Source organism: Actinomadura livida, assembly GCF_014648675.1.
Classification (GTDB): Bacteria; Actinomycetota; Actinomycetes; order Streptosporangiales; family Streptosporangiaceae; genus Spirillospora; species Spirillospora livida.
In genome coordinates this window covers 63200-82674 of the sequence record NZ_BMRO01000009.1, presented here as the reverse complement: position 1 = coordinate 82674, position 19475 = coordinate 63200, and the positions used below count along the sequence as shown (strand labels likewise).

Annotated in this window: 20 protein-coding genes; 10 read left to right on the top strand and 10 right to left on the bottom strand. The window is 72.8% G+C overall.

Translation table 11 applies throughout. The features are described 5' to 3' along the window. The 3 genes from IEZ03_RS37335 to IEZ03_RS22015 all read right to left on the bottom strand — a co-directional run. The coding region (locus IEZ03_RS37335) for a PEP/pyruvate-binding domain-containing protein (RefSeq protein ID WP_194506012.1) at positions 1-2310 on the bottom strand (2310 nt) is incomplete at its 3' end. 2 nt (positions 2311-2312) lie between these two features. Then, positions 2313-2954 (bottom strand): methyltransferase family protein, encoded by a 642-nt coding sequence (locus IEZ03_RS22020; protein WP_184885956.1) that lies wholly within the window; start codon positions 2952-2954, stop codon positions 2313-2315. 7 nt (positions 2955-2961) lie between these two features. Beyond that, positions 2962-3777, bottom strand: coding sequence for an AfsA-related hotdog domain-containing protein (locus tag IEZ03_RS22015; RefSeq protein WP_184885958.1), 816 nt, complete (start codon positions 3775-3777; stop codon positions 2962-2964). A gap of 612 nt (positions 3778-4389) precedes the next feature. Between IEZ03_RS22015 and IEZ03_RS22010 the strand changes: the two genes are divergently transcribed. From IEZ03_RS22010 to IEZ03_RS21995, 4 genes are all read left to right on the top strand, one after another. Then, positions 4390-5679: a PucR family transcriptional regulator gene (locus IEZ03_RS22010; RefSeq protein ID WP_229808478.1), complete on the top strand. Its 1290-nt coding sequence runs from the start codon at positions 4390-4392 to the stop codon at positions 5677-5679. Between the two features lie 183 nt (positions 5680-5862). After that, the gene (locus IEZ03_RS22005; protein WP_131986053.1) at positions 5863-6219 is read left to right on the top strand and encodes a histone-like nucleoid-structuring protein Lsr2; all 357 of its coding nucleotides are present in this window, start codon (positions 5863-5865) and stop codon (positions 6217-6219) included. A gap of 17 nt (positions 6220-6236) precedes the next feature. Beyond that, positions 6237-6566, top strand: coding sequence for a histone-like nucleoid-structuring protein Lsr2 (locus IEZ03_RS22000; RefSeq protein ID WP_132050768.1), 330 nt, complete (start codon positions 6237-6239; stop codon positions 6564-6566). A gap of 244 nt (positions 6567-6810) precedes the next feature. Next, positions 6811-8694 (top strand): CASTOR/POLLUX-related putative ion channel, encoded by a 1884-nt coding sequence (locus IEZ03_RS21995; RefSeq protein WP_308427991.1) that lies wholly within the window; start codon positions 6811-6813, stop codon positions 8692-8694. Positions 8695-8712: 18 nt separating this feature from the next. Here the strand turns inward: IEZ03_RS21995 and IEZ03_RS21990 are convergent, their stop codons facing one another. Beyond that, positions 8713-9672, bottom strand: coding sequence for an MBL fold metallo-hydrolase (locus tag IEZ03_RS21990; protein ID WP_184885960.1), 960 nt, complete (start codon positions 9670-9672; stop codon positions 8713-8715). Between the two features lie 175 nt (positions 9673-9847). Here IEZ03_RS21990 and IEZ03_RS21985 point away from each other — a divergent pair, with 175 nt between their 5' ends. Genes IEZ03_RS21985 through IEZ03_RS21965 form a run of 5 tightly spaced genes read left to right on the top strand, consistent with a single transcriptional unit; the run spans position 9848 to position 13581 of the window. Next, positions 9848-11173, top strand: coding sequence for a hemolysin family protein (locus IEZ03_RS21985; protein ID WP_184885962.1), 1326 nt, complete (start codon positions 9848-9850; stop codon positions 11171-11173). Next, positions 11170-12186: a CNNM domain-containing protein gene (locus tag IEZ03_RS21980; RefSeq protein ID WP_184885964.1), complete on the top strand. Its 1017-nt coding sequence runs from the start codon at positions 11170-11172 to the stop codon at positions 12184-12186. The genes IEZ03_RS21985 and IEZ03_RS21980 overlap by 4 nt, the downstream gene beginning before the upstream one ends. A 58-nt stretch (positions 12187-12244) precedes the next feature. Continuing rightward, positions 12245-12475: a helix-turn-helix domain-containing protein gene (locus IEZ03_RS21975; RefSeq protein ID WP_184885966.1), complete on the top strand. Its 231-nt coding sequence runs from the start codon at positions 12245-12247 to the stop codon at positions 12473-12475. A gap of 4 nt (positions 12476-12479) precedes the next feature. After that, positions 12480-13025, top strand: a complete 546-nt coding sequence (locus IEZ03_RS21970; protein WP_184885968.1) for a Clp protease N-terminal domain-containing protein — start codon at positions 12480-12482, stop codon at positions 13023-13025. Positions 13026-13044: 19 nt separating this feature from the next. After that, positions 13045-13581, top strand: coding sequence for a hypothetical protein (locus tag IEZ03_RS21965; RefSeq protein ID WP_184885969.1), 537 nt, complete (start codon positions 13045-13047; stop codon positions 13579-13581). A 57-nt stretch (positions 13582-13638) separates the two neighbouring features. Here IEZ03_RS21965 and IEZ03_RS21960 read toward each other — a convergent pair whose 3' ends face one another. Genes IEZ03_RS21960 through IEZ03_RS21950 form a run of 3 tightly spaced genes read right to left on the bottom strand, consistent with a single transcriptional unit; the run spans position 13639 to position 17633 of the window. Next, positions 13639-14439 (bottom strand): carbon-nitrogen hydrolase family protein, encoded by an 801-nt coding sequence (locus IEZ03_RS21960; RefSeq protein WP_184885971.1) that lies wholly within the window; start codon positions 14437-14439, stop codon positions 13639-13641. A 36-nt stretch (positions 14440-14475) separates the two neighbouring features. Then, positions 14476-16983, bottom strand: a complete 2508-nt coding sequence (locus tag IEZ03_RS21955; protein WP_184885973.1) for a DEAD/DEAH box helicase — start codon at positions 16981-16983, stop codon at positions 14476-14478. A 59-nt stretch (positions 16984-17042) separates the two neighbouring features. Continuing rightward, on the bottom strand, positions 17043-17633 hold the full coding sequence (locus IEZ03_RS21950) for an HD domain-containing protein (protein WP_184885975.1): 591 nt from the start codon (positions 17631-17633) through the stop codon (positions 17043-17045). A 95-nt stretch (positions 17634-17728) separates the two neighbouring features. Here IEZ03_RS21950 and IEZ03_RS21945 point away from each other — a divergent pair, with 95 nt between their 5' ends. After that, positions 17729-17914, top strand: a complete 186-nt coding sequence (locus IEZ03_RS21945; RefSeq protein WP_184885977.1) for a hypothetical protein — start codon at positions 17729-17731, stop codon at positions 17912-17914. Positions 17915-17960: 46 nt separating this feature from the next. On the opposite strand, the gene IEZ03_RS21940 is transcribed toward IEZ03_RS21945, so the two are convergent. The 3 genes from IEZ03_RS21940 to IEZ03_RS21930 form a co-directional block, all read right to left on the bottom strand. Continuing rightward, the gene (locus IEZ03_RS21940) at positions 17961-18257 is read right to left on the bottom strand and encodes an SUKH-4 family immunity protein (RefSeq protein WP_184885979.1); all 297 of its coding nucleotides are present in this window, start codon (positions 18255-18257) and stop codon (positions 17961-17963) included. Between the two features lie 19 nt (positions 18258-18276). Beyond that, complete coding sequence (locus IEZ03_RS21935) at positions 18277-18720, bottom strand: ATP-binding protein (RefSeq protein WP_184885981.1); 444 nt, start codon at positions 18718-18720, stop codon at positions 18277-18279. Positions 18721-18907: 187 nt separating this feature from the next. Then, positions 18908-19132, bottom strand: coding sequence for a hypothetical protein (locus IEZ03_RS21930; RefSeq protein ID WP_184885983.1), 225 nt, complete (start codon positions 19130-19132; stop codon positions 18908-18910). Positions 19133-19475 lie beyond the last annotated feature (343 nt).

Here is a 19475-nt window from a genome sequence, read left to right as displayed (position 1 = left end):
GTCCCGCAGGGCCGCCGCGACCGGGCGCCCGGCGGGCGCCGACAGCAGCGCCGGTGGCGGCGGTGCGGCGCGGTCGCGGTCGCGTTCCGCGCGCCGCACCGCCGCGATCCCCCGCAGGTCCGTGCCGGGGAGCGTGCCGTCGAAGGCGCCGATGACCTCCTCGACGGTGAGGTCGTGCACGTCCATGGGGTCGTCCAGCATCCCGGCCTCGGCGAGGTGGCCGCCGAGCCGCCACAGCACCTCGCGGGACAGCCCGAACAGCTGCGTGCGGATGAAGCGGGTGTCCTCCCGCGTCCGGACGAACCACCGCATCGGGGACAGCAGGCCGGTGAGCACGGCGCGGCGCAGCGGGTCGCGGCACGCGGCCCGCAGCCGGCGGCGGCTGTCCGCGGCCGCGCGCGCCTCCGCGGCCCGGTTACCCGCGACCGTGGCGCCCTGCCGGACGAACGGCGCGATCGTCGCGGCGACCGCCCAGGGGCGCTGCCGCGGCGTCGGCTCGTCGAGCTTGAGGTCGTGCATCCCGCGGTCCCCGTACCGCCGCAGGTACCCGCGGGCGGCCGCGGCCATCGGCGACCCGTACCGCCCGGCGGCGATGTCGGCCCAGACCGCCCGCAGGCGCTCCGCACCGGTGCTCTGGTCCGCGGCGCCGGGGTCTCCGGCATCCGCGGCCAGGAGCGCCGCCTTCAGCTCGGGGATCGCGGCGGCGCGCTCGGCGAGGGCGATGGCGGCGCGGGCGGCCGCCAGCGAGCGGTTCTCCCGGCCCCCGCACAGCAGGCCGGGGAGCAGCTCCGGTCCGGCGCCCGCCCAGCGGCGCAGCAGCGCGGTCCCCGCCCGCATGACGAGCAGGCCGTAGAGCCCGTTCGCGAGCGTGACGCCCCAGCGCCGCGCGACCTCGGCCCACACCCGCCGGTACAGGGCGATCAGCTCGTCCGGGGAGCGCTCGGCGAGCGGCGGGGCCGCCGGGCCGTGGACCTCCTCCATCAGCCCGTCCCACCAGCGCAGCAGCCGGGCGGTGGCCAGCCGGTGCCCGGCCGCGTGCCACGCGGTCGGGAGCAGGGCGGCGGCGGCGCGGGCGCGCGGCCGGCGCCGGTGGCCGCGCGCGTCGCCGGTGATGCCCATTCCCTCCTCCCACCCGGCGCGGACGAGGTCGAACACGGGCAGCTGGCCGTGCAGCTCCTGCCAGTCGTCCAGCCGGTAGTACACGCGGCCGTCGAGGTGCCCGACCATGCGCGGCAGCCGGTGCGCGTTCGCGCGCAGCCGCCGCTCCGGCACGCCCATCCGCCGGTACAGGTCGGTGAAGGCGAGTTCGTAGAACATGCGCGCCTGCGAGTAGGTCAGCGCGCCGGACACGCCCGGGAAGCTCTCGGTGACGTTGTGGTTGCCCCAGAGGACGCGGGGCCCGGCCTCGGGCCCCTCCCCCGCCAGCGGCCGCGCCTGGACGAGGTGGACGGCGCCGTCCGGCGTGAACGTCCCCTCGATGTCCTGCGGGCAGCCGAACCGCTCCTCGACGCGCGCGGCGAGGTCGGCGACCTCCTGCGCCTGGTCGTCGGTGAGGACGGGCACGTCCCGGAGCTCCTCCGGTACCTCGGTCACTCGCGGGTCGGTCTCGCCGTCCGCGGGCGGTCCGACCATGCGCCGCTTGGCGACGACCTCCGCGCGGACGGTGCCCGTCTTGGGATCGACGAAGAAGTGGTCGACGTCGGCCTTCTCCTGGACGACGCCCTCACCGATTCCGTGCGCGGCGGCGATGACGTGGTGCCTCGACCCGTCGCGGGGGTCGCGGGTGAACGCCACGAACGAGCGGGTCCCGAGGACCATCCGCTGCACGCCCACCGCCACCCGGACCCGCGCGGGGTCGACGCCCCGCAACGCCCGGTACCGGACGGCCTCGGCCTTGAACGCCGACGCCCAGCAGCGCGCCACCGCCTCCAGCAGGCCGTCCCGCGGGACGTAGAGGAAGCTGTCGCTCATCCCGGCGAACGGGTCGCCGGCGGAGTCCTCGCCGCCGCCGTCCTCGCCCGGCACGGCGCAGGCGCGCACCGCGGCCGTCGCGTCCGCGCCGATGCGCTCGTCGAAGGCGGCCAGCAGCCCGGCGGCGAGGTCCCCCTCCGGGACGGCCTTCGCCAGCGCCGAGGCGGCGGAGGCGCACCACTCCCGGACCGGCACGGACGCCACCGGCGGGAGCCCGCGGCGGACGCCGTCGAGCGCCCGGTCGAACTCGGCGGCGGGCAGGCAGAAGAAGTCCGGGACGGGGAGCCCAGCCGCGCGCAGAGTCTCCAGCCGCGCGAACTTGTGGCCGATCTCGTTCATGGTCACCACACCCCCGGCAGGAGGCGCGGCCTGCCCGCCGCGTAGCCCCGGTAGCCGGGGACGTCCGCGAGCGCCCGCTCCTCCACCCGGATCCGCCAGACCACGGCGGCGCCCAGCAGGAGCAGCGCCGCCGCGCAGGCCGGGGTGGCGAAGAAGGCCGCGAAGCCCGCGTTCGCCAGGAGCATCCCCGCGTAGGCCGGGTGGCGGACGACCCCGTACAGGCCGCCGGTGACCACGCGATGGCCGTCCTGCCGCATGACGTGGTGGGAGTAGAACCGGCCGAGCGTGCGGATCGCGGCTTGCCGCAGCAGGACCCCGGCCCCGAACGCGGCCGCGGGGACGGCCAGCCACGGCGACCATGCGTCCCAGGGCAGCGGCGCGAAGGACGCCGAAGCCACCAGCAGGATGCGGGCGAGCGCGTAGGGGAGCAGCGTCCGCGCGTCGGCGGGCGGGGCGGCGGCACGGCGGAACGTCACCGGAGCCTCCAGCAGCAGCCAGCCCAGGTAGGCCGCCAGCAGGGCCGCCGCGACGTTCCCGGGCGCGCCGCCGCCTCCCCCGGCGTGGTGGGCGATCCCGGCGAGGAGCGTGGCCGCGCCCGCGACTAACAGCAGGCGCGGCGCATGGATCAGGAGCCTGTCGTTCATCGTCCGGTCACCGCGCCCTGGTCCGCGCGTACTGCTCCGGGTCCACCGCTTGCGCCTCGTAGGTGAGCGATCCGAGGTCGGCGCCCGTCGCCGCGTCCGCCAGCGTCACCGCGCAGTGGGAGCGGCTTCCGGAGACACGGGCGGTCGGCCAGCGCAGCAGGAGGGGGACGTCCCGGTCAAGTCGGTAGGGGATGTCGAGACGCAGCGCCACCCAGAGCAGCGTCACGTCCATGGGCCTGCCGTGCTCCTGGTGCTCCAGAATCGTGGCGAACTGCCGGCCGGCCTCGACGAGCTCCACGGGACCGCGGAACGGGGGCGGCGGCTCCGGCCCCGCCGGCGGCTCCAGCACGGCGGCCTCCACCACCCCGCGGCCGCGCCGCACCGGCTCGCCGACCAGGACGTTCTCCGGGCGGTGCCGGTGGACCAGCTCCGCCGGAGCCTGCCGGGAGGGGGTCGGCGCGGCGGCCCCGCGGGAGCCGTCCGGGGCGGCCGGGGCGTCGTCGGCGAACGCGATGGAGCCGGCGCACACCTCCTCCCCCGACTGCCGGGCCGCGACCGTCCAGGCCCGGTTCGGTCCCGGCACCGGGGTGCAGGACAGCGCCGTCGCCGTGCGCAGCTCGCAGAAGCGGGTGAAGCCGAGCCCGGCCACCACCCGGCCGGGCCGCCGCCCCCGCGACCGCAGTTCGTCGGCGCGGACCGCCAGTTCCAGCAGGCCGCTGAACAGCAGCATCCCCGGCACGTGGTCGAGCGGGTGGTCGAAGTAGAAGGGATCCGACTCGTCGACGACCAGCTCGCGGAATCGATCGATCACGGACGCGGCCATGCGCCCTCCCTTCATTTTCCGGATCCCGGCTTCTCTCCGGCACCGAAAACGGCACCGGACGCGCTTCTCGACAAGAGCGGAAAAACCGGATGGACGGCCGTCATCTTGCTACATGAATGCGCGCAGCTGAACTGCACTCCTGGGCAGTCCAGGGCGCGGGAGTCTGCCCAGACCGGCAACCCGGCACCCGGCGAACACGCTCCGTGCAGGGGCGCCCGGACCGGAAAGCGCATGTCAGCGTCCACTTGCGGGCCGCGCCCCGTCCGGCGGCGTCCGGGCGCCCGGGCGAAGCGCGCACGTCATGAGGCCGCAATGGAGATCGATAGGAACGCGTTTGTCCGCACCCCGCGCGGAGCTTTTGGCCGCGGGTCGGACAAGATATATTTTCAAACTATTGTCCGGTCACTCCGAAACGGCGGCCGTTGTGACCTTGCCCACAATTAATTGGCTGAATGCGGTCAGCCCGCGTCCCGCCCCCCGGGACGCGGGCTTGTCAGGCGACTGACAAACACCGCCCCGCGGGCTAAAGACCGGTGAGTGTCGCGGATCACAGGGCGTGCCTAGGTTGAGACGACCGGCCCCCCGACCGGTCCCCAGGCGAGGAGGTGCCCCGTGGCGACGGCGTATGAGGACCCCCACTCCGCGGCCTCCGTCCTGGACGGCCTGACCGAGGAGCCGTGGCGCGACATCCCGCCGGAGGAGGCGCGGTGGATGCGCCCCCATCTCCCCGACCTCCTCGGCCCCATGGTCCGGGGCGTGCTGCGGCACGTCCCCGAGTACGACCGGCCGGGCGACAGGGCGTACTCGCGGGTCGCCGAGGCCGCCGTCGCGCACGCCATGGAGCACTTCGTGCACATGATCGCCGACCCCGACGCCTCCTGGAAGGAGGTGTACCAGGTCTTCTTCGACGTGGGCTACGGCGAGGCCGTCGAGGGGCGCAGCCTCGAACACCTGCAGAACGCGATGCGGATCGGGTCGCGGCTCGCCTGGCGGCACCTCGCCGTCGAGGCCGAGCGGCTCGGCCGCCCCCGCACGCTGATCAGCCTGCTCGCCGAGGCCAACTTCGCCTACCTGGACGTGCTGGCGTCCGCGGCGGCGCACGGCTACTCGCGGGCCAGGGAGAAGGCGGCCGGGGAGCGCGAGCAGCGCCGCGGCCGGCTGCTGACCCTGCTGCTGTCGGATCCGCCGGCGCCGCCCGAGGCCGTCCGCGAGCAGTCCGCCCGCGCGGGGTGGCCGCTGCCGAAGCGGATGGCGGTGCTCGTGCTGCGGCCGCGGCCGGGCAGCGGGGGCGAGGGCCCGGCCGGGCTGCCGCCGTCGCTGCTGACCGGGCTCGACCACGGCCGGCCCTGCCTGATCGTGCCCGACCCGGACGGCCCCGGCCGGATGGAGGAGCTGGCGGCGACGCTCGCCGGCTGGACCGGCGCGATCGGCCCGTCGGTCCCGGTCGACCGCGCTGGGACGTCGCTGCTGTGGGCGCGGCGCGCTCTGGAGCTGGCACCCGCCGTTCCCGGTAGGGGCCGGGCGGGCGGCGGGCCGGGGAACCGGGCCGGCGGGCGGGGCGCGCGCCGCGGCGGGGTCCTCGTCCGCGCCGAGGAGCATCTCCCCGAGCTGCTGCTTCGGGAGGGCGGCACGCTCGCCGAGATCGTCGCGGGCCGGCGGCTCGCCCCGCTGGAGGAGGCCGGGCCGCGGCAGGGCCTGCGGCTCGCGGTGACGCTCCTGGAGTGCATGAAGCACGGCTTCAACGCCACGGGGGCCGCCGAGGTCCTGTGCGTGCATCCGCAGACGGTCCGGTACCGGCTGGCGCAACTCCACGGCATGTTCGGGTTCGACATCGAGGACCCGGCGATCCGGCTGGAGATGATGCTGCTCCTGCACACCTGGATCGAGCGGCACGGCACCTGATCCCCGCCCGATACCGGCGCCCGATAGCCCCGCTCGATACCCCCGTCCGATACGGCGCCATTCCGGCTTCACTATCGAGGCTTCGGGTTCCGCCGACCGGCGCGTCTACGCACCATGCCGGGGCCTGGAATCCGCTACGGTCGGGGACGCCGCGCAGGCGAGGGGAAGGAACACCGAGTACACATGGCCGAGAAGGTCATTAGGGTGGACGACATCGACGGCTCCGAAGGGGCCGATGTCGCAAAGCGGGACTTCGAAGTCCTGGGCCGCACGTTCACGATCGACTTGAGCGATGACAACTTCAAGCGGCTGAACGAGATGCTGGACGCGTTGGCGCCCTTCATCGAGAACGCGGCCGAGGTGAAGCCCGCGGGGAAGGGACGCAAGTCCCGCACCGCGAAGATCAAGGGCTACACGAACGGAGATGTCCGTGCGTGGGCATTGCGAAGTAACATCGAAGTCTCTGAACGTGGCAAGATATCGGATGAGGTCTATGCTGCATTCATCGAGGCACATCCGGACGCCAAGCCGGACGCATAGCTAGAGGGAGTCCCCGCATGGCACAGAAGGTGGAAGTCCTTCTCGTGGACGACATCGACGGCGGAGAGGCTGACGAGACCGTCAGCTTTTCCATCGATGGCACCAGTTACGAGATCGACCTGAGCAAGAAGAACGCCGCCAAGCTGCGCGACGGCCTGGAGCCGTTCGTGGCCGGCGCGCGGAAGGCGCGCAAGCCCAGCGGGCGCGGCGGCCGCGCCGCGCGGACCGCGGGCAGCCGCGAGCGCTCCGCGGAGATTCGCGAGTGGGCGAAGAGCCGCGGCATCAAGGTCAATGAGCGGGGCCGTATCCCCGCCAATGTGATCGAGCAGTACGAGGCCGCGCACTAGCGGCCCGCCGCGTGGCCGGCGGCGTTCGGCACGGTTGCAAGGGGCCGGGGTGCGGAATTCTCCGCACCCCGGCCCCTTGCGGTGCGCAGGCGGGCAAATCGCCTTTTCGGTACGGCATTCGCGGGCCGCCGATCGCCCCGCAGCGCCCGGCGCCGAACGCGCCCGGGCCCGGGGAGAATGCCGGAATTGGTATGAGACAACACAATAGGCTGAGGCCCGGGGAACGGGCCGAGGGGGCAGACCGTTGAGACGCGCGACGCGATGGGACCGGGTCCGGTACTGGTTCGACAGGACCATGTCGAAGGGAACGCCCGCGCTCATCGGCTGGCTCGGCCTGGCGTCGGCGGCGCTGGTGGTCGTGGTGGCCACCGCGGCGGTCGTCATCGCGCCGCGCGACAGCGCCGACAACGGAGAGTGGCCCGGCCTGGTCTGGCGCAGCCTGCTGCGCACCCTCGACCCCGGCACCATGGGCGACGACACCGGCACCGGCCCGTTCCTGGCGCTGATGCTGGTCGCCACGATCGGCGGGATCTTCATCGTCAGCTCGCTGATCGGCGTGATCACCACCGGGCTGGAAGGCAAGATCGCCGAACTGCGCAAGGGCCGGTCGCGGATCGTCGAGCACGGCCACACCGTCCTGCTCGGCTGGTCCGAGCAGGTCTTCACCGTGGTCGGCGAGCTGGTGGAGGCGAACCAGAGCAAGCGCCGGTCGTGCGTGGCGATCCTCGCCAACCGCGACAAGGTGGAGATGGAGGACGCGATCCGCGACCGGGTCGGCGACCTCGGCCGCACCCGCATCGTGTGCCGGACCGGCGACCCGCTGAAGATCGCGGACGTGGAGCTGGTCAGCCCCGGCTCCGCCCGCTCCATCGTGATCGTCACGCCGGAGACCGACGACGCCGACACACGGGTCATCAAGGTGCTGCTGTCGCTCGGCTCCCGGACCTGGGGGCGCCACCGCCCGCACGTCGTCGCCGCCGTGCACGACTCGGCGAACCTGCCCGCGGCCCGGCTCGCGGGCGGGGAGAACGCGCACGTGATCGACGCCGACGACATGGCGATCCGGCTGATCGTCCAGTCGCACCGGCAGTCGGGCCTGTCGCAGGTCTGCACCGACCTGCTCGACTTCGCCGGCCACGAGTTCTACATGCGGCGCGAGCCCGCCCTGGACGGGGTGACGTTCGGCGAGGCCCTGGCCGCCTACGAGCTCGGCATCCCGTCGGGGCTGCGGCGCGCGGACGGGACCGTCCTGCTCAACCCGCCGATGGACACCGTGATCCGCGGCGACGACGAGGTCATCGTGCTGGCCGAGGACGACCTGATGATCCGGCTCGCGTCCGCGTCCGCGCCCGCCCCGCCGGTCCGCGAATCGGTGATCACCACGGCGGTGCCGCGGCCGCCGGTGCCCGAGCGCACGCTGATGCTCGGCTGGAACCACCGCGCCCCGAAGATCATCGAGCTGCTGGACGAGTTCCTCGCCCCGGAGTCGGCCCTGACGGTCGCGGCCCCGCGGGAGGACCCGACCGCCCGGCTGCGCCCGCGCGACAACCTCGCGGTCGACTTCGTCCGGGCCGAGCCGACCGAGCGGCCGTCCTTGGAATCCCTCGACATCGGCTCCTACCAGCACATCATCGTGCTGTCCGAGGAGGGCGTCGACCACGAGCACGCCGACGCCCGCACGCTGGTGACGCTGCTGCACCTGCGCGACATGGAGGACGCCCTGGGCGACCCGTTCTCGATCGTCAGCGAGATCAACGACGACGCCAACCGCGAGATCGCTCAGGTCACCAAGGCCGACGACTTCGTGGTCAGCGAGAAGCTGATCAGCCTGATGCTGACCCAGCTCAGCGAGAACCGCTACCTGTACGACGTGTTCGTCGACCTGCTCGACCCGGCCGGTTCGGAGATCTACCTGAAGCCCGCCTGCGACTACCTCGCACCGGGCGAGGAGGCCGACTTCGCCACGCTCATGGAGTCGGCGCGGCGGCGCGGGGAGGTCGCGCTCGGCTACCGGCGGACCGAGCGCTTCCACGAGCCGCCCGGCTACGGGGTGGTGCTCAACCCGGACAAGCGGGCGCCGCTCACGCTGGCGGCCGACGACCGCGTCATCGTCCTCGCAGAGGACTGACGGGTCTCGGCCGCCTGCTCAGCCTTGGAGCTGCGCCCAGACCTCGCGGTCCCGGTCGGCGGTCCAGATCCGGGGGCGCTCGACGCCGTCCAGCTCGTCCCACAGGCGGGAGACGTCGAACGGCAGGCAGTGCTCGAAGATCGGCCAGCGGCCGTAGGCGGGCGCCAGCGCGGCGTGCACGGCGGCGAAGGCGTCCTTGAGCGTGCCGCCGCCGTCCCGGACGCGGCCGGTCTCGCGGATCATCGTCTCCAGGAAGTCGCGGGTCTGCCCGATGGCGGCGTCCACGGCCGCGCGGCCGTGCGCGACGGCGCCCCGCCCGCCGACGAGGGTCTCGGCGCCGAACGAGTGCACGTGGTCCAGCGTCCGGGACGCCCACTCGCGGTGGAACGCGTCGCCGGTGTAGAGGGCGGCCTGCGTCTCCACGAGGTCGCCGGCGAACAGGATCCGCTGCCGGGGCAGCCACGCCACGATGTCGCCCTCGGTGTGGCCGCGCCCGCAGTACGCCAGGTCCAGGTCGCCGCGGTCGCCGCCGAGGTCGATGGTGAGCGTGCTGGAGAACGTCACCGAGGGCCAGGTGAGGCCGGGGATGCCGGACGGGTCCTTGAAGAGCCGGGGCATCCGGGCGAACTCCGACTCCCAGTCCTGCTCGCCGCGCTCGGCGATCAGCGACCGGGTCAGGTCGTGCGCTATGACCACCGGGGCGCCGAACGCGCTCGCGCCGAGCGTCCGGACGGCGTGGTAGTGCGACAGGACCAGGTACCGGATCGGCTTGTCGGTGTGCGCGCGCAGGACGGCCAGCCAGTCCCGGGCGGCCGCGGGCGTGGCGAGCGCCTCGAAGCACACGAGGAAGTCCTCGCCCTCGACGGCGCCGACGTTCGGGTCCCCCTCGGCGGTGAGCGCGTAGACCCCGTCGGCCAGGACCTCCAGCGTCTGCTCCTTGTCGCCCAGATCTGCGGACGACGCGAACGGTCTGGGCATCGGCGCCCCCTCGCACTCCCGGCCGCGGGCCGCCGCCCGGGCGGGCGGCGCCCGAGCGGCTCCCGTCCAGGGTTCCTTCCACGCGGAGCGCCCGATAACCGTCCATGATCCGGGGAAGAAGGCGCCGACGGGGTAAGGAGATCTCGGACATGACGGGCCGGGGAGGGAGGGCCGGGTGACCGCCGCGCTCGGGCTGCTGGCCGTCCTGCTGCTGACCGTCGCGACCGGGTACTTCGTGGCGCAGGAGTTCGCGTACGTCACCGCGGACCGGCCCGCCCTCGACCAGCGGGCGGCGGAGGGCGACCGGGCGGCGGCGCGGGCGCTGCGGGTGATGGGACGGCTGTCGTTCATGCTGTCGGGCGCCCAGCTCGGCATCACCGTCACCGCGCTCGTGGTGGGCTTCATCGCCAAGCCGGCGCTGGCCGACCTGATCGCCCCGGCGCTGGGCGCGGCCGGGGTGCCGGACGCGGCGACGGGGACCGTGGCGGTGGCGCTCGGGTTCGCGCTGGCGACGGTGGTACAGATGGTGCTGGGCGAGCTGTTCCCCAAGAACCTCGCATTGGCCAGGGCGGACAGCCTGGCCCGCGCGCTGGCCGCGTCCACCCTCGTCTACCTGGCGGTCGCGGGGCCGCTGATCAGGCTGTTCGACGCGGCCGCGAACCGGCTCGTCCGCGCGGTGGGCATCGAGCCGGTGGAGGAGCTACATCACGGCGCGACGCTGGCGGAGCTCGGACGCATGATCGGCGAGTCCGGCGAGCGGTTCCAGGAGGACCACGCCGACCTGCTGGAGCGGGCGCTGACGTTCGCCGAGCGGGACGCCGAGGAGGTGATGATCCCGCGCGTGGACGTGGTGACCGTCCCCGCGTCGGCCTCCGCCGACGAGCTGACCGACGTCATCGCCGCGAGCGGGCACTCGCGCTATCCCGTCGTCGGCGCGGGCGTCGACGACCTCGTCGGGGTCGTCGGGCTGGAGGAGCTGGTCCTGCTCGGCCCGGACGACATCGCGCGCACCGAGGTCCGCGACATCGCGCAGGCGCCGCTGCTGCTGCCGTCCTCCCTGCCGCTGCCGGAGGTGGTGCGTCGGCTGGAGGACGCCGATGCGCCGATGGCCTGCGTGGTGGACGAGTACGGCGGCTTCGCCGGGATCGTCACGTGGGAGGACGTCACCGAGGAGCTGGTCGGGGAGATCGCCGACGAGAACGAGCCCGACGACGACCTCGCGATCCGCACCGGCGACTGGTGGACGACCGACGCCGGGCTGCGGATGGACGAGGTCGCCCACGAGACCGGGATCGAACTGCCGGACGGCGACTACGAGACCGTCGCGGGCCTGCTGCTGAAGCGGCTCGGCCGGGTCGCCGAGCCCGGCGACGTGGTCACCGTCGACCTCCCCCCGACGCGGCTGGACGAGCCGCCCCGCACCGCCGTGGTGGAGGTCCTGACGATCCACCGGCACGTGCCGGAGCTGATCCGCATCCGCACCGTGGAGGCGGACCGGTGAGCCCCGTCCTCGGCGCTCTCGTCACCGTGGCCCTCCTGATCGGCAACGGGTTCTTCGTCGCGACCGAGTTCGCGCTGGTGGCCGCCAGGCGTTCCCGCCTGGAGCAGACCGCCGCGCGCGGCGGGCGGGCCGCCGGCGCAGCGATCGCCGGGATCGACGAGCTGTCGCTGACCCTCGCCGGGGCGCAGCTCGGCATCACGATGTGCTCCCTCGGCCTCGGCCTGGTCTCCGAGCCGGTGTTCGCCGCGACGCTCACGCCGCCGATCCACGCGCTCGGGCTGCCGGAGGGCGCGGCGCACGCGGCCGCGTTCGTCCTCGCGCTCGCGTTCGTGACGTTCCTGCACATGGTCGTCGGCGAGATGGCGCCCAAGTCGTGGGCGATCACGTACCCGGAGCGCTCGGCGACCGTGCTGGCGCTGCCGTTCCGTGCGTTCGTCACCGCGGCCCGCCCGGTGCTGGCCCTCCTGAACGGCTCGACGAACCTGATGCTGCGCGCGGTCGGGGTGCAGCCGGCCGGCTCGCGGGAGGTGGCGCGCACGCCGGAGCAGCTGCGCAGCATCGCGGAGGAGTCCCGGCGGCTCGGGCTCATCCAGGACACCGAGCTGACGCTGCTCACCACCGCGCTGGACGCACCGCGCGCCCCGCTGGCCGGGCTGGTCGTCCCCGTCGCGCAGATCGTGGCGGTCTCCGCGGCGGCGACGCCGCAGGAGATCATCGACACCGCCGCCCGCACCGGCCGGCTCCGCATGATGCTGCGGGGCTCCGGCAGGCGGGCCGCCCGCATGGTGCACGTCCGGGACGCCTACCTGGCCCGCGCGCGCGGTCTCGACACGACGGCGCGGGCCCTGTCGCACCCGGTGCCGGCGATTCCGGTGGGGACGCCGGTCGGCGAGGCCGTCGCCACGCTGAAGGCGCACCACAGCCACCTCGCCCTCGCCGTGGCCTCGGACGGCGGCATCGCCGGGATGATCACCCTGGACGACCTTCTCACCACCCTGGTGACCGTCCGCTGAATCCCGCCCTGCGTCAACATCGGTTGACACAGACGGACTGTCAACCTACATTGACGTCATGACCGATGGAGAGACGCTCGCCCGGGAGGCGGGCAGCCGGGACCCCGCGGTGGGACTGCGGGCGGTGCGCGCGCTGCGCGAGCTGGCCGAACGGCTGGAGGCGCTCCAGGTCGCGAGCGCCCGCGACCAGGGCTGGTCCTGGCAGGAGATCGCGGTCTGCCTCGGCGTGAGCCGGCAGGCCGTCCACAAGAAGCACGGCGGAGGCCGCCGCCTCAGGAAGGAGCAGTAGCGCCATGTTCGAGCGGTTCACCAAGGAGGCCCGGGCGGCCGTCACCGGCGCGCAGACGGCGGCACGCGACCTGGGGCACCAACGCATCGGCTCCGGGCACCTCCTGTTCTCCGTCCTGCGCGGCGACGAGGCCATGGCCCGCACGCTCCGCGAGCACGGACTGGACGCGGACGACCTGCGCGCGAGGCTCGCCCGCACCGGCAGTGGCGGCGAGACCCTCGACGCCGAGGCGCTGCAGAGCCTCGGCATCGACCTCGACGCCGTCCGGGCGGCCACCGAGGACGCCTTCGGCGAGGGCGCCCTCGACGTCCCCGCCGGGCAGCGCCCGCGCGGCCACATCCCCTTCACGCCGGAGGCGAAGAAGGCACTGGAGCTGAGCCTGCGGCACGCGATCCGGCTCAAGCAGAAGGAGATCCGCGGCGGCCACATCCTGCTCGGCGTCCTGCACGACGACGGTTCCGAGGCGGCACGGCTCGCGGCGCAGGCGGGCGCGGACGTGCGGGCCCTGCGCGCCCACCTGGACCGGCTGCTGACGTCCGAGGCGGCCTGATCACCCGCCGAAGGACCGGGTGAGCGCCGCGGCGCAGGCCGCGCGGCGGCGCGGATCGTCCGGGAAGCGGCGGCGGCACTCGGCGGCGATCCAGGGCGGCACGGCGGGGCGCGCGTTTCGCGGACGGGTCACCGGCGCGGAACGAGGCGTGGGCGGCCTCTGCGTGTGCGGCCTGTGCGTGCGCGACGGGACGGCCTGCCCCGGGCGGGACGGCTTCTGCCGCGTCGCCGGGCGGCTCGCGGAGGCCGCGTCCCCCGCTCCGGGCGCCGCCCGGCCGGGCGCGGACGCCGCGGCGGACCGCGCCGGTGCAGGCGCGGACGGCAGCGTTGGCACGGAGCGCGGCGCGGCCGAGGACGTGTTCGCGCCGGGCGACACCGTGCGGGCCGGCGCGGCGATCGTCCCGAGCCCAGCTGCGAGAGCCAGCCCTGCGCCCAACGCGACCGCGACGAGAACCCACGAGAGCCGGCGCGTACGGGTGGGCGGCCTGGGCTCGGCGCGGGTGAATCCGGCGGGCGGGAGATCGGAGGAGAGGCGCACCCTCCGATCGTCACGCTAAGCACTCGGCGGCATGCGGAGAATCAGGAAGACCGTTGCCACCTCGATACAACGGCGCCTATTCGGCCTTCGCGACCGTGAAGCGGCGAAGGCGCAGCGCGGGGTTCTTCTCCCGGACGGCGGCGACGCGCTCCGGCGAGACCTCGCCCGCCACGACCCCCGGGCTCTCCCCCAGCCCGGCCGTGACCACGCCCATCGGGTCCACGAGCATGCTGTTCCCGGCGCCGGTCGGGGCGCACTGCCCGGCCGCGGCCACGTAGATCGTGTTCTCGATGGCGCGGGCGCGGGCCAGCGTCCGCCAGTGGTCCTCCTTCAGCGGCCCCGGCACCCAGGCGGCGGGGAGGGCGAGCACATCGGCGCCCGCGTCCACGATCCGCCGCGTCACCTCGGGGAAGCGGACGTCGTAGCAGGTCTGCATGCCGAACGTGACGCCCTCCACCGTGAACGTCTCCGGGTTCCCGATCTCGCCCGGCCGGACTATCGCCGACTCCCGGTACCCGAACGCGTCGTACAGGTGGATCTTGCGGTACTCGGCGACGAAGTCCCCGGCGGGACCGGCGGCAACGAGGGTGTTGGAGATGCGCCCCGGCTCGTCCAGGCGCTCGTTCACCCCCGCGACGACGTGCACGCCGTGCCGTCGAGCGACGTCCTTGAGCCCGCCGGCGAACGGGCCGTCGAGCGGCTCGGCGGAGTCGGCGAACCGCTCGTCCAACTTCGGCGCGGTGAACATGGCGAACTCGGGGAACACAACAACCTTCGCCCCGCGCCCGGCCGCCTCCCCCGCCAGCTTGCCGATCGCCGCGAGGTTCTCGTCCTTGTTGACCCCGGGCGCGAACTGCGCCACCGCGACCTGCACCATGCCCGTGCTCCCTATTCCGCCAATGCCTGCTCTTCCCTACATTCTGTCCACGCCGGTCACGCGTATCACTGCCTCGCCCTCCTGGTCCGAACCCGCCAGGTCGACCTCGGCGCTGATCCCCCAGTCGTGGTGCCCCTCCGGGTCGTCGAACACCTGCCGGACCCGCCACAGCGCGTCCTGCGGGACCTCCTCGATCTGCAGGAGCTTCGGGCCCCGGGCGTCGGGCCCGGTGAGCAGCTCGTCGTGCTCGGCGAAGTACCCGTCCATGGCCTCGGCCCACGCGCCGGCGCCGAAGTCCGGGTCCAGCTCGCCCAGCTCCCGGTACTTCTCCAGCGCGGCGAGCTCCACCCGGCGGAACAACGCGTTGCGGACCAGGACCCGGAACGCCCGCGCGTTCGCGGTCACCTTCGTGACCCGCTCCTCGATCGGCTCGTCCACGTCCTCGTCGGCGGGGTTCGCGAGCTGCTCCCACTCGTCCAGGAGGCTGGAGTCGACCTGCCGGACCAGCTCCCCCAGCCACTCGATGAGGTCGATCAGGTCATCGGTCTTGATCGACTCCGGGACGGTCTGCTGCAGCGCCTTGTAGGCCCCCGACAGGTAGCGCAGGACGAGGCCCTCCGCCCTGGCCAGCTCGTAGAACCCGATGTACTCGGTGAACGTCATCGCCCGCTCGTACATGTCCCGCACGACGGACTTCGGGCGCAGCGGGTGGTCGCCCACCCACGGGTGCCCGGACCGGTAGATCTCGTACGCGGCGTCGAGCTCGTCCTCCAGCGGCTTCGGGTGGTCGACGTCCTGGAGCAGCTCCATCCGCTCCTCGTACTCGATGCCCTCGGCCTTCATCTCGGCGACGGCCTCGCCCCGCGCCTTGTTGAGCTGGGCCGCGAGGATCTGCCGGGGGTCGTCCAGCGTCGCCTCGATCACCGACAGCACGTCCAGCGCGTACGACGGCGACGCCGGGTCCAGAATCTCGAACGTCGCCAGCGCGAACGTCGACAGCGCCTGGTTGAGCGCGAAGTCCTCCTGCAGGTCGACGGTGATCCGCGCGTAGCGGCCGAGGTCGTCGGGCTCGGGCAGCACCTCGACCACGCCGCCCGCCAGCAGCGACCGGTAGATCGCGATGGCCCGCGAGATGTGCCTGCGCCGCGCCGCCGGCTCCTCGTGGTTGTCGGTCAGCAGCCGCTTCATGGCCTGGAACGCGTTGCCCGGCCGCGCGATGACCGACAGCAGCATCGCGTGGCTCACCTGGAACCGCGACCGGAGCATCTCCGGCTCGGCCTCCTGCAGCTTCTTGAAGACGTCCTCGTCCCACCCGACGAACCCCTCGGGCGGCTTCTTGCGCTGCACCTTCCGCCGCTTCTTCGGGTCGTCCCCCGCCTTGGCCAGTGCCTTCTCGTTCTCCACCACATGCTCGGGCGCCTGCGCGACGACGAACCCGACCGTGTCGAACCCGGCCCGCCCGGCACGCCCCGCGATCTGGTGGAACTCCCGCGCCCGCAGCCGCCGCACCCGGTGCCCGTCGTACTTGCTCAGCGCGGTGAACACCACCGTGCGGATGGGCACGTTGACGCCGACGCCCAGCGTGTCGGTCCCGCAGATGACCTTCAGCAGCCCGGCCTGCGCGAGCCGCTCCACCAGCCGCCGGTACTTCGGCAGCATCCCCGCGTGGTGCACCCCGATCCCGTGCCGGACGAACCGCGACAGGTTCCGCCCGAACTTCGTGGTGAACCGGAAGTTGCCGATCAGCTCCGCGATCCGGGCCTTCTCCGCCTTGGTGCACACGTTGATGCTCATCAGCGACTGGGCCCGCTCGATCGCCGCCGCCTGCGTGAAGTGCACCAGGTACACCGGCGCCTTCTGCTCGGCCAGCAGCTCCTCGATCGTCTCGTGCAGCGGCGTCACCCGGTAGTCGTAGATCAGCGGGACGGGCCGCTCCGCCGACGTCACCAGCGCCGTCGGCCGGCCCGTCCGCCGCGCCAGGTCCTTCTGGAAGAAGTCGACGTCCCCCAGCGTGGCCGACATCAGCAGGAACTGGGCCTGCGGCAGCTCCAGCAGCGGGATCTGCCACGCCCATCCGCGCTCCGGCTCGGCGTAGAAGTGGAACTCGTCCATGACCACCACACCGATGTCGGCCTGGGCGCCGTCCCGGAGCGCGATGTTGGCCAGCACCTCCGCCGTGCAGCACACGATCGGCGCGTCGGCGTTCACACTCGCGTCGCCGGTCATCATCCCGACGTTCTCGCGCCCGAACATCTCGCACAGATCGAAGAACTTCTCCGACACCAGCGCCTTGATCGGCGCAGTGTAGAACCCCACCTGCTCCCGGCCGAGCGCGGCGAACAGCGCCCCCGCCGCCACCAGGCTCTTGCCCGACCCGGTCGGCGTCGACAGGATCACGTTCGCGCCCGACACCACCTCGATGAGCGCCTCCTCCTGCGCGGGATACAGCGTGATCCCGCGCCCCGACACCCACCGCTCGAACGCCTCGAACAGCGAATCGGCGTCGGTGTCGTTTCCGGAGGGAAGTTCATCAATGAGGCTCACCCCTCCATCCTGCCCCCACCCGCCCACTGCCCGCGTCACCGCCGCCCACGGGAACCCGCCTATACGAGGGCGTGGCCGTACTCGTCCACGAGCGGCTTGAGATCGGGCTCCCCGAAGAACGCGCGCATCGCCTCGAAGACCGCGACCTTCTCCTCCCCGTACCGGCGCACGTGAACGGCGTAAGAGTCGGCGGACACGAACGTCGGCGGCCGCGTCTTGCTGTGGAACTTGTCGGCGTACATGACCAGCCGCTCCTCACCGGTCTCGGCCACATAATCACCCGGCGGCACCGGAAGCCCCTGCCGCGCGATGTCGTCGCGCGTCAGCCCCATCCCGGTGTGGCGAGAGCAGAACCGGCAGATCTCCTCGGGGAACCCCTCGTCGCGCAGGACCTCGTGCCCCAGCACCCCATGCCGCACGTACTGCCCCGGAACCCGGTCGCCGTCGTCCAGCCGGTAGACCCCGATGTCATGGAGCAGGCACCCGGCCCGCACGAGCTCCGCATCGACGTCGAGCCCCGCGGCCTCGATGATCCGCTCGGCGATCCTCCACACGATCACGCAGTGCGTGTAGACGGCCTCGAACGCCTCCGGACTGGGCGCGTACCTCTCATGCAGCGCCCGGATCTCCTCGTCCCCTGGAATCCGCACGCCCCGACCCTATGCCGGAGACCGGACCCACGGTTAGGGATTACTTCTGCGGCAACAACGTGCGGAACGAAGCAGCCGAACCAGAGGGGGCAGCGATGCAGAAGAGGGACCAGCCGGACGGCCCAGAGCCCGGCGCGAGATCGGGGCTGGAGGAACAACCCCGCGAGCGTTCTGTGCCGGGCAGCGAAAGCGCAGCCGAAGGCTACGAAAGCGACGCCGAAAGCGGCACCCGAGACGGCGACCCCACCGCCGGGGTCGAGAACGAGCCCGACGACATCTGAAGCCTTACGGGGCCGCCTATCCATAGGAAGCGACATCCGCAGCCGGTCAGAGTTCGCCACGTCGGTACCGGCCGTACTGGGTTGCGAGGGTGTCGGTGGCATAGGCGGGCCAGAGGGTGAGGGCGGCGGTGTCGCGGTCGATGATTAGAACGTGGTCGGGAGCTTCGGGCGGTGGTATGGCGGGGCGGGCGATGAAGCCGTGGTCAAAGGACTCGACGGACAGCAGGACGGGGCGACCACCGGTGGTGCGGGTATACCAGGCGTCGGCGCGGCGCCAGGCTTCGGGCCGGTCCAGCGGGTGGGCCTGGAGGTCATGGCGGAGCGGACCTGCGCAGCGGTCCACTCGCGCAGGTCACGGCCGCTCACACCGCCCCCAGCAGCGATGGGGCGGAGAAGAGCGCGGCGACGGTGCGCGAGCGATCGTTGCCGAACCAGCCCCAACTGGACGCCAGCAGCGAGACGGTGCGCAGGCCGCGCCCGGACTCGGCATCGTCGGCGGCGTCGGTGACGGCGGGTTCGCTCGGGCCGCCCTCATCGCCGACGCAGATCGCGACGGCGCCGTCCCATCGGGTGATCTCGACGGTGAAGGTGCCGCCAGGCTGACCGGACTTCGTGTGCCGTAGCGCGTTGACCACGAGCTCGTCCACGGCCAGCAGCACCTCGTCCAACTCGGGGCAGCCGGCCAGAAGAGCGCCGGTGAACCGACGGGCCGCACACGCCTGGTCAAGGTCACCGGGAAAGGCCCGCCGCCACCGCTGGGCACCCGCCGGAACGGGGACGGGCGGGTAAGGGATCGGATACGACATGGGGTTCCTCAACGCATAGTGGTCGGTTCGTCATCGTGCGTGCTCATCATCACGCCGACACCCAATGCGCACACGCAAAACCCCTCGTCGGCCCCTTGATCGGCACGTCCAAGGCATGTGCGTCGATCGCCGGGGCGACAGAAGTTCGAACATCCGCGATTTGAACGCTCACGAGTCCGGGCCGGGGCTACCTTCTGTCGGTCCGCAAGCGCTCTCCGGCCTCACGCCAGTGCAGATCCGCAAGTTCCTTGCCCAACGCCAGGTGCTCACCGCAGAACCACATGAGCCATGGGGGATGCCCGACCCAGCCGTCCCGCGCCCGGTCCCGTTCGAGCGCCTCCTCGTCCGCGTTGATCGCGAACCGGACGATCTCGAAGGCCGAATCTTCTTCCTCACCCTGAGGGGCTCGCATACAGATCACGCAGCTCGGCGGCCTCATGCCAATCTCCCAGGGAATGGGCCCATCCCGAGAAGGTATCGGGACCACGGTTGCGCTCGGGTGAACGCATGGCGTCCCAGCAGCCCATCCGGCACAGAACGGATAAATAGGGCATCGCCACGTTCTTTGAATCATGCGCTAGTCAACCGCTGACTGTCTTGCAGGCAGCCTCTCGGATGACGAAACCACACGCCACCGACCGGCGGACGGTTAAGAAACGAATGTACGGCGCTGGATGCCTGATATCGGTACGTGCAAAGTTCGGACGTGCGCGATTACATGGGTGCCGGTGTGGCCCCGGCGTCAGCCCCGCACG

Coding starts and splice junctions, on each gene's coding strand:
- IEZ03_RS22020 (WP_184885956.1), bottom strand. CDS start 2,954: ATGAACGACAGGCTCCTGATCCATGCGCCGCGCCTGCTGTTAGTCGCG.
- IEZ03_RS22015 (WP_184885958.1), bottom strand. CDS start 3,777: ATGGCCGCGTCCGTGATCGATCGATTCCGCGAGCTGGTCGTCGACGAG.
- IEZ03_RS22005 (WP_131986053.1), top strand. CDS start 5,863: ATGGCCGAGAAGGTCATTAGGGTGGACGACATCGACGGCTCCGAAGGG.
- IEZ03_RS22000 (WP_132050768.1), top strand. CDS start 6,237: ATGGCACAGAAGGTGGAAGTCCTTCTCGTGGACGACATCGACGGCGGA.
- IEZ03_RS21990 (WP_184885960.1), bottom strand. CDS start 9,672: ATGCCCAGACCGTTCGCGTCGTCCGCAGATCTGGGCGACAAGGAGCAG.
- IEZ03_RS21975 (WP_184885966.1), top strand. CDS start 12,245: ATGACCGATGGAGAGACGCTCGCCCGGGAGGCGGGCAGCCGGGACCCC.
- IEZ03_RS21970 (WP_184885968.1), top strand. CDS start 12,480: ATGTTCGAGCGGTTCACCAAGGAGGCCCGGGCGGCCGTCACCGGCGCG.
- IEZ03_RS21960 (WP_184885971.1), bottom strand. CDS start 14,439: ATGGTGCAGGTCGCGGTGGCGCAGTTCGCGCCCGGGGTCAACAAGGAC.
- IEZ03_RS21945 (WP_184885977.1), top strand. CDS start 17,729: ATGCAGAAGAGGGACCAGCCGGACGGCCCAGAGCCCGGCGCGAGATCG.
- IEZ03_RS21935 (WP_184885981.1), bottom strand. CDS start 18,720: ATGTCGTATCCGATCCCTTACCCGCCCGTCCCCGTTCCGGCGGGTGCC.
- IEZ03_RS21930 (WP_184885983.1), bottom strand. CDS start 19,132: ATGCGAGCCCCTCAGGGTGAGGAAGAAGATTCGGCCTTCGAGATCGTC.